13 protein-coding genes are annotated in these 13,545 nt (G+C 70.9%); 7 read left to right on the top strand and 6 right to left on the bottom strand.

Annotation, left to right across the window (positions count from 1 at the left end):
* Window positions 1–6: 6 nt before the first annotated feature.
* Complete coding sequence (locus ACSHXC_RS31845) at window positions 7–447, bottom strand: DUF948 domain-containing protein (protein WP_053723652.1); 441 nt, start codon at window positions 445–447, stop codon at window positions 7–9.
* Between the two features lie 167 nt (window positions 448–614).
* Between ACSHXC_RS31845 and ACSHXC_RS31840 the strand changes: the two genes are divergently transcribed.
* Complete coding sequence (locus ACSHXC_RS31840; RefSeq protein WP_438294836.1) at window positions 615–2,759, top strand: ATP-binding protein; 2,145 nt, start codon at window positions 615–617, stop codon at window positions 2,757–2,759.
* A 21-nt stretch (window positions 2,760–2,780) separates the two neighbouring features.
* Here the strand turns inward: ACSHXC_RS31840 and rpsD are convergent, their stop codons facing one another.
* On the bottom strand, window positions 2,781–3,395 hold the full coding sequence (rpsD, locus tag ACSHXC_RS31835; RefSeq protein WP_120728451.1) for a 30S ribosomal protein S4: 615 nt from the start codon (window positions 3,393–3,395) through the stop codon (window positions 2,781–2,783).
* A 225-nt stretch (window positions 3,396–3,620) separates the two neighbouring features.
* Here rpsD and ACSHXC_RS31830 point away from each other — a divergent pair, with 225 nt between their 5' ends.
* Window positions 3,621–4,301 carry a DUF2470 domain-containing protein gene (locus ACSHXC_RS31830; RefSeq protein WP_438294835.1) on the top strand — a complete coding sequence of 227 codons (681 nt, stop codon included), beginning with the start codon at window positions 3,621–3,623 and terminating at the stop codon, window positions 4,299–4,301.
* Window positions 4,302–4,606: 305 nt separating this feature from the next.
* Here the strand turns inward: ACSHXC_RS31830 and ACSHXC_RS31825 are convergent, their stop codons facing one another.
* Window positions 4,607–5,962: a replication-associated recombination protein A gene (locus ACSHXC_RS31825; RefSeq protein ID WP_438294834.1), complete on the bottom strand. Its 1,356-nt coding sequence runs from the start codon at window positions 5,960–5,962 to the stop codon at window positions 4,607–4,609.
* A 55-nt stretch (window positions 5,963–6,017) separates the two neighbouring features.
* The gene (locus ACSHXC_RS31820; protein WP_438294833.1) at window positions 6,018–6,656 is read right to left on the bottom strand and encodes a vitamin K epoxide reductase family protein; all 639 of its coding nucleotides are present in this window, start codon (window positions 6,654–6,656) and stop codon (window positions 6,018–6,020) included.
* Window positions 6,657–6,804: 148 nt separating this feature from the next.
* Between ACSHXC_RS31820 and ACSHXC_RS31815 the strand changes: the two genes are divergently transcribed.
* The 4 genes from ACSHXC_RS31815 to ACSHXC_RS31800 are packed head-to-tail and all read left to right on the top strand — an operon-like array spanning window position 6,805 to window position 10,353.
* Window positions 6,805–7,674, top strand: a complete 870-nt coding sequence (locus ACSHXC_RS31815) for an ABC transporter ATP-binding protein (protein WP_438294832.1) — start codon at window positions 6,805–6,807, stop codon at window positions 7,672–7,674.
* Window positions 7,671–8,519 carry an ABC transporter permease gene (locus ACSHXC_RS31810; RefSeq protein WP_438294831.1) on the top strand — a complete coding sequence of 283 codons (849 nt, stop codon included), beginning with the start codon at window positions 7,671–7,673 and terminating at the stop codon, window positions 8,517–8,519. The genes ACSHXC_RS31815 and ACSHXC_RS31810 overlap by 4 nt, the downstream gene beginning before the upstream one ends.
* Complete coding sequence (locus tag ACSHXC_RS31805) at window positions 8,477–9,736, top strand: sensor histidine kinase (RefSeq protein ID WP_438294830.1); 1,260 nt, start codon at window positions 8,477–8,479, stop codon at window positions 9,734–9,736. Before ACSHXC_RS31810 ends, ACSHXC_RS31805 begins: the two co-directional genes overlap by 43 nt.
* On the top strand, window positions 9,733–10,353 hold the full coding sequence (locus tag ACSHXC_RS31800; protein WP_438294829.1) for a response regulator: 621 nt from the start codon (window positions 9,733–9,735) through the stop codon (window positions 10,351–10,353). Before ACSHXC_RS31805 ends, ACSHXC_RS31800 begins: the two co-directional genes overlap by 4 nt.
* A 214-nt stretch (window positions 10,354–10,567) precedes the next feature.
* Here the strand turns inward: ACSHXC_RS31800 and hisS are convergent, their stop codons facing one another.
* Window positions 10,568–11,830 (bottom strand): histidine--tRNA ligase, encoded by a 1,263-nt coding sequence (gene hisS / locus ACSHXC_RS31795; protein WP_438294828.1) that lies wholly within the window; start codon window positions 11,828–11,830, stop codon window positions 10,568–10,570.
* Window positions 11,831–11,844: 14 nt separating this feature from the next.
* Complete coding sequence (locus ACSHXC_RS31790) at window positions 11,845–12,555, bottom strand: MBL fold metallo-hydrolase (RefSeq protein WP_438294827.1); 711 nt, start codon at window positions 12,553–12,555, stop codon at window positions 11,845–11,847.
* 152 nt (window positions 12,556–12,707) lie between these two features.
* Here ACSHXC_RS31790 and ACSHXC_RS31785 point away from each other — a divergent pair, with 152 nt between their 5' ends.
* Window positions 12,708–13,490, top strand: a complete 783-nt coding sequence (locus ACSHXC_RS31785; protein WP_438294826.1) for a peptidylprolyl isomerase — start codon at window positions 12,708–12,710, stop codon at window positions 13,488–13,490.
* The last annotated feature ends 55 nt before the right edge of the window (window positions 13,491–13,545 follow it).

Raw genomic sequence — 13,545 nt, 5'->3', positions numbered from 1 at the left:
GCAGCGTCAGCCCTTTCGCTTCGACCGCCGCGCGGACGGCACGGTCCGCCCGACGATCACGTTACGTCGGCTCTCCCGAGCGGGCACATCGGCCGGGGCGGCGCCCTTGCGGCCGATCGCCCGGCGCACCCCGTAACCGAAGGCCGCCACCTTCACCAGCGGGCCGCCGAAGGTGGAGGCGACGGTGGTGGAGAGCGCGGACGCGTTGGAGGTGACCTCCTGGACGTCCGATGCGATGGCGTCGACCCGGTCCAGCTGGGTCTGGGCGGAGCGCACCGCGGTGGAGGCGTCCGCGAGCAGCGGGACGGCCTGGTCGGTGACGTCCGCGACCAGCTTGGTCGTCGCCTTCAGCGTCTGGGCCAGCCTCACGAGAACGACCGCGAGGAAGGACACCAGGATCGCCCAGAAGACGGCCACCAGGATCCCGGCCACCTCTCCACCGGACACTTGCACCGCTCCCCGCAACCCGTCGGAACCCGAAAACCTCGAAAAAGGTAGTCCTGCGACCCTATCGCGCCGGGGATGGCTTCCCGTACCGCATTCCGGGCCGTCACAAACGGAGTAGCGCAACCCGATTGTACGCAGTGCATACCCTTGAGTACTCTGCGTGTTCCATGCGCTCCCATCTGCCCGCAGAGTTGAACCGCTTCGTCGGGCGAGGCCGAGAACTGGAACGCCTGGACCGACTGCTCCGCGAGGCGCGCTTGGTCACCGTGACCGGCGTCGGCGGGGTCGGCAAGACTCGTTTCGCACTGCGGGCCGCGGCTGCCGCGACGGAGCAGGAACGGTACTGCGATGGGGTCCGGCTGGTCGAGCTGTCCGCCCTGAACGATCCGGGCCTGCTCGACCACGCGGTCGTCGAGGCGCTCGGCCTGACCGATCACACCGCGAGACCGCCGCGCCGGCTGCTGCTCGACCACCTCGCCGAGCGCCGGCTGCTGCTGGTGGTCGACGGTTTCGAGCAGTTGGTGGACTCCTGCGCCGAGCTCTTACGGGAGCTGCTGCGGGCCTGCCCGGGCCTTCGGGTCCTCGCCGCGGGGCGGCTGTCGCTCAGGATCGACGGCGAGCAGGTCTTCGCGCTGGCCCCGATGGGCGACGAGGACGCGCTGCGGCTCTTCACGGAGCGCGCGGCCGGCGTCCGGGCCGGCGAGCGGCCGGCCGAGGGGCACGAGATGGCCGCCGCCGAGCTGTGCCGCCGCCTCGACGGGATTCCGCTGGCCCTGGAGCTGGCGGCCGGGCGGCTCGGCACGCTGTCGGTCGAGCAGTTGCTGCGCCGTCTCGACGACCGGTTCCGGCTGCTCACCGGGGGCGGGCGCGGGGCGCTCCCCCGCCACCGGACGCTGCGGACGACCATCGGCTGGAGCCACGAGCTGTGCACGGCGATGCAGCGGCTGCTGTGGGCGCGGCTCTCGGTGTTCGCCGGGGCATTCGACCTGGAGGCCGTCGAGTACATCTGCGTGGGCCCCGATCTGCCGCAGGAGGAGGTGCTCGACGTCCTGGGCGAGCTGCTCGACCAGTCGGTGGTGGCGCCCGAGGACGGCCCCTTCGGCATCCGCTACCGGCTGCTCGACACGGTCCGCGAGTACGGCGCCGAGTGGCTGGCGGCGACAGGCGACGCGGACCGGCTGCGCCGGCGCCACCGCGACTGGTACCTGGGGCTCGCCACCTGGTGCGAGCTGGACTGGTTCAGCCCCCGCCAGGCCGAGGTGGCTTCGCACGTGGAGAGCGAACTGCCCAATCTGCGCGCGGCGATGGAGTTCTCGCTGGCCTCGCCCGAGGACGCGCACCTGGCCCAGTACCTCGCGGCCACGCTCTGGTTCTACTGGGCCGGGTGCGGGCGCCTCGCCGAGGGGCGGCACTGGCTGGCCCAGGTCCTGGACGCCGAGGGCGAGCACGACGGTTCACGCCTCAAGGCGCTGTGGGTGCTCGGCCATGTGGCGGTGCTGCAGGGCGACGCGGTGGCGGCGATCGCCGCGCTGCAGGAGTGCCGCGAGGAGGCCGAGCTGCGCGGCGATCCGGTGGCCGCGGCGTACGCCGTGCACCGCACGGGCTGTCTGGCCCTGGTCACCGACGACATGCCGCGCGCCGAGGAGCTGCTGCGCGCGGCTCTCACCGAATACGACGAGGTCGGGGAGCTCAACAGCAACGTGCTGATGGGCCGGGTCGAGATGGCGATGGCGGTGGGCTTCCGGGGCCGTCTGGAGGAGGCCGTCTCGGAGTGCGAGCAGGTCGTGGAGATCTGCGAGGACCACGGCGAGCGCTGGGCCCGCGCCTATGCGCTGTACGTCCTGGCGTACGCGGCCTGGTACGGCGGCGATCCGGACCGCGCGCGCAGGCTGCTCCGGGAGACCCTCGCGGTCAACCACGCCTTCCACGATCTGGTGGGCACGGTGCTCACCCTGGAGATGCTGGCGCTCGTCGAGGTGGACACCGGGGATCCGGCGGAGGCGGCCGTCCTGCAGGGGGCCGCCGAGCGGATCTGGCCTTCGGTGGGCCTGCCCCTGTTCGGCTCGGGCTACTTCTACGCGGCGCATGCGCTGTGCGAGGAGCGGACCAGACAGCGGCTCGGCGACGCGGCGTACGAGGAGCACCGCAGGCGCGGCACGCTGCTCGACGCGGACGCGGCGGTGGCGCGGGCGATGGGTCAACCGGCCGACGCGGTATGGGAGTCGGCGCCCTCGCGGGAGGAGGCCGCACATGCGAAAGCCCGCCGCCTCCCGCTCCGTGCGGAGCGGGGGGACGGCGGGCTGAAGCGCTGAGGCTCCGGTGTTACGCCTGGATCAGCGGGCGTAGTACTCGACGACGAGCTGCTCGTCGCAGATGACCGGGATTTCCTTGCGGTTCGGGTCGCGGTCCAGGCGGAAGGCCAGGGCCTTCAGGTTCACCTGGAGGTAGCGCGGGGTCTCGCCCTCGCCGGCGTAGCCACCCTCGCGGGCAACCTGGAAGGGGACCTTCTCGCGGCTGCGCTCGCGGACGGTCACGACGTCGTCCGGACGGACGCGGAACGACGGCTTGTCGACCTTGGCGCCGTTGACCTGGATGTGACCGTGCACGACCATCTGGCGGGCCTGGTAGATGGTGCGGGCGATGCCCGAACGCAGAACCAGGGCGTCGAGGCGACGCTCGAGCTCGACGACCAGCGCCTCGCCCGTCTTGCCCTCGGCCTTCTTGGCGCGGTCGTAGGCACGCGCCATCTGGCGCTCGCTGATGTCGTACTGGGCGCGCAGACGCTGCTTCTCGAGCAGACGGACCTTGTAGTCCGAGTTCTGCTTGCGGCCACGGCCGTGCTCGCCCGGCGGGTAGGGGCGGGCCTCGAAGTACTTGACGGCCTTCGGCGTCAGCGCGATGCCGAGCGCACGAGACTTCTTGACCTTGGGACGCGACTGGTTAGGCACGTTCTCCAAACCTCCATGGTTGGGTTAGGTTAGGCTCACCTTACTCAAGGAGATCGCATGTCGCGTCCGGGGAACACCAGTCACATCACGGACAGCACGAAGAAGGCCGGCCAAACGCCGCTTGCGCGGGAGGCCGACTTTCCCGACTCCCCTGGAGCCGGGCACGTGACGGAGGTCCGATCAGATCGTGGTCAGCCGCGTCCCAGCGGACTTGAAATCGCGCGGATGCCGTCAGCAGCCGAGCGCACACGAACTCTCGTACATAGTACCTGCTCGGCGGTACTGCTCGTACCCGGCCTCGCGTCGGCCCGCCCGGAGCAGCTGATGACCGACGTCCGCAGCGTCGGCCCCGACGGCGACCTGTTCCTTGTCCTCCCCGCCGATTCCCCGGCCGTACGGGCCGCCACGCACGCCCAAGACGACGAGGTCCGGGCCGTGCTGGAGATCACGGACGTGGCTCCGGTCTCCGTCCCCCACCGTATCCGGGGCCGCGCCTGGGTCTCCGGCTGGCTGACCCGGGTGCCGGGGCAGGCGGCACCCGGCCGCATGATGCTCCGCCTAGAAGTCGGCGAGGCGTATGTGGACGACCTGTGGGGCGCGAGCGCGGTGGACCCCGAGGACTTCGCCCGGGCCACGCCCGATCCCCTCGTACGGCACGAGACCGAGCTCCTCCAGCATCTCGACTCCGCCCACGGCGAGCAGGTGCGGCTGCTGTGCGGGCTCGTGGAGCGGGAGGGGGTGGTCGGGGTCACCCCGCTGGCGCTCGACCGGTTCGGTCTGCGGGTACGTTTCGGCCAGGCCGACGGCCACACCTTCGACGCGCGCTTCGACTTCCCCGAACCGGTCGAGGACATCACGGCCCTGCGCCGAGCCATGCACCGGCTCTTCGAGGCGGCGGCGAGCTAGCCCCCACCCCGCCCCTTCCCCAGACCCTCCGGGAGGTGGGAGTGAGCTTGAGGTTCGTTGCCGGGGGCGCTGCCCCCGGGCCCCCGCTCCTCAAACGCCGGAGGGGCTGAACAGGTGGCTGGTCGGGTGCGGGCCGTGCGTGGTGCTCGCGCAGTTCCCCGCGCCCCTAGCGGCACCGCGTGCTGGCATACCCAGCCCGTCCGGCGATTGAGGACGAGCGCCCTTCAGGCGCGAACGGGGTCTGGGGCGGAGCCCCAGGGTCCTTCAAACCCCCGGAGGGTCTCGGGAAGGGGCGGGGTGGGGGGCTAGTCCTGGGGTCTGCCCAGACGCTCCCGCACCCTCTCCACCACATCCGCGTACCGCGCCTCCGCCCCATACCGCGTCGGCTCGTAGTAACGCCGATCCGCCACCACGTCCGGCGCGTACTGCTGGGAGGCGATCGCACCCGGCACATCGTGCGGGTAGACATAGCCCTGCGCGTGCCCCAGCTTGGCCGCGCCCTTGTAGTGGCCGTCCCGAAGGTGCGGCGGAACGGGCCCCGCCAGGCCGGACCGCACATCCTCCATCGCCGCGGCGATCGCCGTCGTCGCGGAGTTGGACTTCGGGGCGAGCGCCAGCGCGATCGTGGCGTGGCTCAGCGTCAGGGCCGCCTCGGGGAAGCCGATGAGAGTCACGGCCTGGGCCGCCGCCACCGCCGTGGGCAGGGCGGTCGGGTCGGCCAGGCCGATGTCCTCGCTCGCGGAGATGATCAGGCGCCTGGCGATGAAGCGCGGGTCCTCGCCCGCTTCGATCATCCGGGCCAGATAGTGCAGCGCCGCGTCCACGTCGGAGCCTCGGATGGACTTGATCAGGGCGCTCGCCACGTCGTAGTGCTGGTCGCCGCCCTTGTCGTACTTCACGGCCGCCCGGTCGACCGTCTCCTCAAGCGTCTGGAGCGTGATCTCCTGCTCCGACTTGGCGAGCGCGGAGCCTGCCGCCGCCTCCAGGGCGGTCAGCACCCGGCGTGCGTCGCCGCCCGCGATGCGCAGCAGGTGGGCCTCGGCGTCCGAGGGGAGGGTGACCGCGCCGCCCAGACCGCGCTCCTCGGTCAGCGCCCGCTGGACCAGCGCCTTCAGGTCGCCGTCGGTGAGCGGTTCGAGGGTGAGCAGGAGGGAGCGGGACAGGAGCGGGGAGATCACCGAGAAGTACGGGTTCTCCGTCGTCGCCGCGATCAGAGTGACCCAGCGGTTCTCGACCGCGGGGAGCAGCGAGTCCTGCTGGGCCTTGGAGAAGCGGTGGATCTCGTCGAGGAAGAGGACGGTCTCCTTGCCGAAGCCGCCGATGGCGCGGCGCGCGCCGTCGATGACCGCGCGGACCTCCTTCACCCCGGCGGTGATCGCCGAGAGCTCGACGAACCGCTTGTTGGTGGCCTTCGACACGACGTACGCGAGCGTCGTCTTGCCCGTGCCCGGCGGGCCCCACAGGATCACCGAGGACGGTCCGGCCGGGCCGCCGGCGCCCTCCCCCACCAGGCGCCGCAGCGGCGAGCCCTGCTTCAGGAGGTGCTGCTGGCCGACCACCTCGTCGAGGACGCGCGGGCGCATCCGTACGGCCAGAGGGCTGCCCGCCGGGTCGTTCTCCTGGCGGTCCTCTGCGGCTGCGGTGAAGAGATCGGGTTCCACGTCCACGAGCCTATGGCACGCCACTGACAACGCCGCCGAGCTGCGGCGATGCCGGTCAGCTGGTCCAGAAGTCCCACCAGCGGGTCAGGATCAGCATGCCGATGATCCCGATGTGCAGCGCGGGCAGCACCCAGGTGAACTCGGACAGGAACTTCTTCGCCCAGTTCGGCGCGGGCAGCAGGCCCCTGCGGAGGTTGAACGACGTCACGTACCAGAACATGAAGATCGTGGCGACCCACGCCAGGCAGCACCACAGGCACAGCGAGTTGATCCGGTACAGCGACTCGAACTGGAGCCAGGTGCAGAATCCGACGCCGAAGAGGGTGCCCGCGTTGAAGGTCAGCCAGTACCAGCGGCGGAACCGGCCGCCGGCCAGGATGCTCATGCCGACGCAGATGACGATGCCGTACGCGACCAGACCCAGCATCGGGTTCGGGAAGCCGAACGCGGCCGCCTGCTCGCTCTTCATGATGTTGCCGCAGGACACGACCGGGTTGAGGCTGCAGCCCGGCACGAAGTTCGGGTTTTCGAGGAGCTTGAACTTGTCGAGCGTGATGACCCAGGCCGCCACCAGGCCGGCCACGCCGGTGATCACGAGCAGCCAGGCGAAGGCGCGGCTGCCGCCGATCGCCCCCTTGCTGCTCACCTCCTGATGGCCGGAATCGGAGGAGACGTCGTCAAGTGTTGTGGTCATAGCGCCGTTCCGTCATCCCGTCATCGTGGTTGCCTGTCCTGCCGCCGCCTCATTCTGCCGCACGAGGCGCGCTGTCCACCGTTCGATGGACATAAGGAGGTCCGCACGAGGGTGCCCGGGGCAACGGCTGAGCGGGACGCTCTTTGCCATGACACAACTGGCGGTTGATGTACGCGGACTTCGCAAGCAGTACGGCGAGGTCACCGCGGTCGACGGACTGGACCTCGGCATCCGGCACGGAGAGGTCTTCGGCATCCTCGGCCCCAACGGGGCCGGCAAGAGCACCACGGTGGAGATACTGCAGGGCCACCGCAGCAGGGACGGCGGCGAGGTGTCGGTCCTCGGGGCCGATCCGGCGAGCGCCGGGCGGGCCTGGCGCTCGCGGGTCGGCATCGTATGGCAGGACGAGTCGGCGCCCGCCGAGCTCACGGTCCGCGAGACCGTGCACCACTTCGCCCGCTACTACCCGAAGCCGCGCGACCCGGAGCAGGTGATCGCGCTGGTCGGCCTGGAGAAGAAGGCGTCGGCCCGGATCAAGGGCCTCTCGGGCGGCCAGCGGCGGCGCCTCGATGTCGCGCTCGGCGTGATCGGCGGCCCCGAGCTGCTGCTCCTGGACGAGCCCACGACCGGCTTCGACCCGGCGGCCCGGCGCCAGTTCTGGGAGCTGATCCGGCTGCTCGCGGGCGAGGGCACCACCATCGTCCTGACCACGCACTACCTGGAGGAGGCCGAAGCGCTCGCCGACCGGCTCGCGGTGATCGCGGGCGGCAAGGTCGTCGCCGAGGGCGAGCCCGCCGCGCTGCGGCAGAGCCTCGGCACCGGCGCCACCGTCGAGTGGACCGAGGCCGACGGATCGCCGCGCACCCTGCGCACCGAGACGCCGACCCGCACCGTCGCCGAGCTGATGCACCGCTTCGACGGCGAGATCCCCGGCCTCAGGATCGGCCGGCCCACCCTTGAGGACGTCTATCTGCGGCTCACCGGCCAGCTGGACCCGCAGCAGGAGGAAGCACGATGACCACCACCGCCGACACCCTTGTTCCCTCTCGTACGGGAACTCCCCGGCTGCCCGGCACCTGGTCCCTCGGCCTGCGCCGCGGCGGCCTGGAGATCAAGCAGTTCGTCCGCCGGCGAGACCAGGTGATCTTCACCTTCGCCTTCCCGGTCGTCTTCCTCGCCCTGTTCGCGTCGATCTTCAGCGGCCAGGTCGAGAACGCCGGGATCACCGCCTCCCAGCTGTACGCCGCCGGCATGATCGCGGCGGGCATCATGTCGGTCAGCTTCCAGTCGCTCGGCATCTCGATAGCCATCGAGCGGGACGAGAAGGTGCTTCGCCGGCTGCGCGGCACGCCGATGCCACCGGCCGCGTACTTCCTCGGCAAGGTCTGGCTGGTGCTCGCCACCGGCATCGCCGAGACGGCCGTCCTGCTGCTCTTCGGGGCGACCCTGTTCGACCTCGATCTGCCGACGACGGCGACGAAGTGGCTGGAGTTCTCGTGGATCTTCGTCCTCGGCATCACCGGCTGCGCCCTGCTCGGCATCGCGATCAGCAGCCTGCCCAAGTCGGGCAGAAGCGCGAGCTCGGTGGTCGTGCTGCCCTTCCTGGTGCTCCAGTTCATCTCCGGTGTCTACATTCCGGTGGGTACGCTGCCGGACTGGCTGCTCAACATCAGCGCGTTCTTCCCGCTGAAGTGGATGTGCCAGGGCTTCCGCGGGGTGTTCCTGCCACAGTCCGCCGCGGTTCTCGAACAGGCGGGCAACTGGGAGTTCGGACGGATCGCGCTGGTGCTCGGCGCCTGGTGCATCGGAGGATTGGTCCTGTGTCTGCTGACCTTCAGGTGGAAGAGCCGCCGCGACGGCTGACGGAGTTCACGGCCGCGGCGGGAGCGCGCGACACCCATGTGTGGGACCGCTCGTTCCTGCCGTGGGACGCCTACTTCGCGGTGGTGTGGCTGGCGACGGCGGTGTTCGTGCTCGGCGCCGACCTCCCCTCGCTGCCGTACCGGATCACCGCGGTGGCGCTGATGTCGCTCCTGATCCCGTGGTATCTGCGAGCCGGGCGGCCCGCGATGCTGAGCGACGGGGCCGACGAGCGGCAGTCCCTGCGCTACATCGTGGCCTCGGTGGTGATCTTCCTGCCGCCCGCGTTCCTGGTCGGCGAGACCAGGCTGATCACGTTCGCGCTCGCGCCGCCCTGCTTCATGCTCCTGCCGGTGCGCAAGGCGATGATCACGATGGCGGTCGTGAACGTCGTGCCCGTGGCGGGCTGGGCGCTGATCTGGCGGCCCGAGTCCCAGGTGGTCTTCTTCAACTCCGTCTTCGCGGTGGCCACGCTCGCCTTCTCCGGCTTCTTCGGCGTCTGGGTCATCCGGATCATCGAGCAGAGCAAGGAACGGGCCACCCTGATCGCGGAGCTGGAGGAGTCCCGCGAGGAGGTGACCCGGCTCTCGGCGGAGCGCGGCGCGCTCACCGAGCGGGAGCGGATGTCGCGGGAGATCCACGACACCCTCGCGCAGGGCTTCACCAGCGTGCTGATGCTGGTACAGGCCGTCCAGACGGAACTGGACCACGACGTTCCGCTGGCCCGGCGCCATCTCGACCTCATGGAGTCCACCGCCCGCCAGAACCTGGCGGAGGCCCGGGCCCTGGTCGCCGGCGGCGCCCCCGCGGACCTCGACGGCGGCTCTCTGCCCGATGCGGTACGCCGCCTCGCCGACCGGCACGAGGCCCCGGCCTCGCTCCAAGTGACGGGCGAAGTAAGGGAGTTGCCCGCCGGGCTCGAAGTGGTCGCCCTGCGGTCCTGCCAGGAGGCGCTGTCCAACGCCCGCAAGCACGCGGGCCCCGGGGCGCCGGTGCGGCTCACGCTCGCATACGGTGAGGCCTCGTTGACCGTGTCCGTACGCGACGAGGGCGACGGCTTCGACCTCTCGGCGCCGCGTACGGGGTACGGCCTTGCCGGTCTCCGGGCCCGGGCCGCCGAAGTGGGCGGCACCGCCGAGATCCGCAGCGCGCCGGGCGGGGGCACCACGGTCACCGTCCAACTACCCGTCCCCGCAGCGCACTTGAGGAGTTCTCCGTGATCCGCATCCTGCTCGCCGACGACCATCCGGTGGTACGGGAGGGCCTGCGCGGGATGCTCGCGGCCGAACCCGACCTGGAGGTGGTGGCCGACGCCGCCAACGGCCCGCAGGCCGAGGCGCTGTGCGCGGAGCTGCGGCCGGACATCGTGCTGATGGATCTGCGGATGCCGGGCGGCGACGGGGTCGAGTCGATCGAGCGCCTCACCGCCTCGGGGCTGCCGTGCCGGGTGATCGTCCTGACGACGTACGAAACGGACCGGGACATTCTGCGGGCCGTGGAGGCGGGGGCGGCGGGGTATCTGCTCAAGGACCTCGCGCGGGGGGAGCTGGCGCAGGCGGTGCGGGCTGCCGCGCGGGGCGAGACGGTGCTCGCACCCTCCGTCGCGGGGCGCCTCGTCGACCAGCTCCGTGCTCGGCCCGAGCGGCCGCGGCTGTCCGAGCGGGAGGTTTCCGTGCTGCGGCTGGTGGCCGAGGGGTGTACGAATGCCGAGATCGGGCGGCGGTTGTTCGTCGCGGAGTCGACGGTGAAGACGCATGTGGTGCGGATCTTCGGGAAGTTGGGGGTGGACGACCGCACGGCGGCGGTAACGCGGGCGATGGGGTTGGGGCTGCTTTGACCCCACCCCGCCTCTTCCCCAGGCCTTCCGGGGGTGGGAGGGGCTGAAGTGAGAGGCGCCGGGGGCTACGCCCCCGGACCCCTGCGGGCTTCGCCCCGGACCCCGTTCGCGCCTTAAGGGCGCTCGTCCTCAAACGCCGGACGGGCTGGGTTTCCCCCGCTGGGGGGGAGGGTGGGCACAGCCCCAGTGCTGGGCCACTGCCCACCCCGCTCCCTCAGCCCAGCCGCTTCCGTACCTCATCCAGGATCGAATCCAGGGCCACCGGACCCTGCTCCCCCGATTCCATGTCCTTCAGCTGGGCCACGCCCTCCGCCAGGTCCCGCTCGCCCGCGACCAGGGTGAAGCGCGCGCCGGAGCGGTTCGCGGACTTCATCGCTCCCTTCAGGCCCTTCGCACCGAAGGAGAAGTCCGCCGCGATGCCCGCCCGCCGCAGCTCCGTGACCTTCGCGAACAGCACGCGCCGCGCCTCCTCGCCCAGCGGGACCGCGAACACGCTGGTCGTGGAGGGAAGTTCGAGGGTGACGCCCTCGGCCTCCAGGGCGAGGACCGTGCGGTCGACGCCCAGCGCCCAGCCCACCGACGGCAGCGCGGGGCCGCCGATCATCTCGGAGAGACCGTCGTAGCGGCCGCCGCCGCCGACCGCGGACTGCGAGCCCAGACCGTCGTGGACGAACTCGAACGTCGTGCGGGTGTAGTAGTCGAGGCCGCGCACCAGCCGCGCGTCGTCCTCGTACGCGACGCCCTCCGCCGTCAGGAGCTCGCGCACCTCCTCGTGGTACGCCTTGCAGGCATCGCACAGGTAGTCGCGCAGGAGCGGGGCACCCGTCAGCTGCTTCTGGACCGCGTCCCGCTTGTCGTCGAGCACCCGCAGCGGGTTGATCTCGGCCCGGCGCAGCGTGTCCTCGTCCAGGTCGAGCCCGCGCAGGAAGTCCTGGAGGGCGTCGCGGTAGACGGGGCGGCACTCCTTGTCGCCCAGCGAGTTCAGCAGGATGCGGAAGTTGCGCAGGCCGAGCGAGCGGTACGCGTCGTTCGCCAGGATGATCAGCTCGGCGTCGATCGCCGGGTCCTCCGCACCGATCGCCTCGGCGCCGACCTGCGAGAAGTGCCTGTAACGGCCCTTCTGCGGGCGCTCGTAGCGGTAGTAGGAGCCCGAGTACCAGAGCTTGACGGGGAGGTTGCCCGCCTTGTGCAGGTTGGCCTCCAGGGCCGCGCGCAGCACGGAGGCGGTGCCCTCGGGGCGCAGTGCGAGCTTGTCGTTGCCCTTGGTCGTGAAGGCGTACATCTCCTTCGTGACGATGTCGGTGGACTCGCCGACACCGCGCGCGAAGAGCTCGACGTTCTCGAAGCCGGGGGTCTCGATGTAGCCGTAACCGGACCGCTTCAGGGGCGCGGCGATGGCCTCGCGCACGGCGAGGAAGCGCGCCGAGTCCGGCGGGAGCAGGTCGTAGGTGCCCTTGGGGGCCTGGAAAGTACTCATGGGAAGGCTTCTCGTCACATTCCTCGTCGGGGAGAGGCGATGCCCTCTCCCTGGCCGGCGGCCACCTGCCGCAGATACGGGTTGGTGGCGCGCTCTTGGCCGATGGTCGTCTGGGAGCCGTGGCCGGACAGCACCACGGTCGAGTCGTCGAGCGGCAGGCACACACGGCCCAGCGACTCGAGGAGCTCGGCGTGGCTGCCGCCGGGCAGGTCGGTGCGTCCGACGGAGCCGGCGAAGAGCAGGTCGCCCGAGAACAGGATCGGAGGGATGTCCTCCGCCTCGGGCAGCCCGAACGTCACCGACCCCTTGGTATGGCCGGGCGCGTGCGACACGGTGAGCTCCATGCCCGCGAGCGCCAGTTGGGCGCCGTCGGTGAGCTCCTTGACGTCGTCCGGCTCCCCCACCGTGAGCTCGCCCATGAGCTGCGCGCCGAAGGCTCGGCCGAGCGCCTTCTCCGGGTCGCTCATCATGTAGCGGTCCTCGGGGTGGATCCAGGCGGGTACGTCGTGGGCTCCGCAGACCGGGACGACCGAGGCGCAGTGGTCGATGTGGCCGTGGGTGAGGACGACGGCGACGGGCTTGAGCCGATGCTTCTTCAGCGTTTCCTCGACGCCCTGGGCGGCCTGGTGGCCGGGGTCGATGATCACGCATTCCTCGCCTGCGGCGGGGGCGACCAGGTAGCAGTTGGTCCCCCAGGCCCCGGCGGGGAACCCGGCAATCAGCACGATCGTCCTCGATTTCTTGCGCGGCGGGTGATTACGGCTGCTCAGAGCCTACCGGCGCTGCTCCGGTCACAGCGAACCCATATACGGTACGGGTCACAGTCAGCTCGTACGCACGTACCCGCACCCCACGAGACCGCACAAGGAGACGACCGGTGGTCAGCAGCGAACAGCGTCGGCGCCAGCTCGCGCGCGAGAAGTTCGAGCGGCAGCAGAAGCGCCGGGAGGAAGCGCGGCGCAAGGCCAGGCGTCGCAACACCGTCATCGCGGCCGCCCTCGCGGTGGTCGTGGCGGCGGGCGGCGCGGCCTTCGCCACGGGCGCCTTCTCCGGCGACAGCGACAAGAAGTCGGACACCGCGTCCCCTTCGGACAGCCCGTCCGCGCAGCCCAGCGCGTCGCCGGAGCCGAAGATGGCGATCGACGCGAAGGCCAAGTACGACATGTCGCTGAAGACCAACGCCGGCGAGATCAAGATCGCGATGGACGCGGCCAAGACCCCGCACACCGTGAACTCGTTCAAGTCCCTCGCCGACAAGGGCTACTTCAACAACACCAAGTGCCACCGGCTGACCACGCAGAACATCTACGTGCTCCAGTGCGGCGACCCGCAGGGCACCGGTCAGGGCGGCCCCGGCTACACGATCCCCGACGAGAATCTGACCGCCCTCGGCAAGGCGGGCGCGGACGGCACGGTGACGTTCCCGGCGGGCACGGTCGCGATGGCCAATACCAGCCGGCCGAACACCGGCGGCAGCCAGTTCTTCCTGGTCTACAAGGACACCAAGCTGCCGCCCAGCTACACGCCGTTCGGCACGATGGACGCGGCCGGTCTCAAGGCCGTCGAGGACGTCGCCAAGGAGGGTGTCGAGGGCGGTTCGGGCGACGGGGCGCCCAAGAAGGCCGTCAGCATCGAGAAGGCCGCCGTCACCAAAGAGTGACGCCCAGGCCGCCCGGCACCGGGCGTGAACCGCTGAATTCGGCCGCGCTGAGTGC

This window comes from Streptomyces sp. HUAS TT7, from assembly GCF_051550175.1.
Classification (GTDB): Bacteria; Actinomycetota; Actinomycetes; order Streptomycetales; family Streptomycetaceae; genus Streptomyces.
Note: the sequence above shows the minus strand (reverse complement) of the source record. Positions and strands in the feature narration are given on the sequence as shown.

Coding starts and splice junctions, on each gene's coding strand:
- ACSHXC_RS31840 (WP_438294836.1), top strand. CDS start 615: ATGCGCTCCCATCTGCCCGCAGAGTTGAACCGCTTCGTCGGGCGAGGC.
- hisS (WP_438294828.1), bottom strand. CDS start 11,830: ATGAGTACTTTCCAGGCCCCCAAGGGCACCTACGACCTGCTCCCGCCG.
- ACSHXC_RS31830 (WP_438294835.1), top strand. CDS start 3,621: ATGCCGTCAGCAGCCGAGCGCACACGAACTCTCGTACATAGTACCTGC.
- ACSHXC_RS31815 (WP_438294832.1), top strand. CDS start 6,805: ATGACACAACTGGCGGTTGATGTACGCGGACTTCGCAAGCAGTACGGC.
- ACSHXC_RS31810 (WP_438294831.1), top strand. CDS start 7,671: ATGACCACCACCGCCGACACCCTTGTTCCCTCTCGTACGGGAACTCCC.
- ACSHXC_RS31820 (WP_438294833.1), bottom strand. CDS start 6,656: ATGACCACAACACTTGACGACGTCTCCTCCGATTCCGGCCATCAGGAG.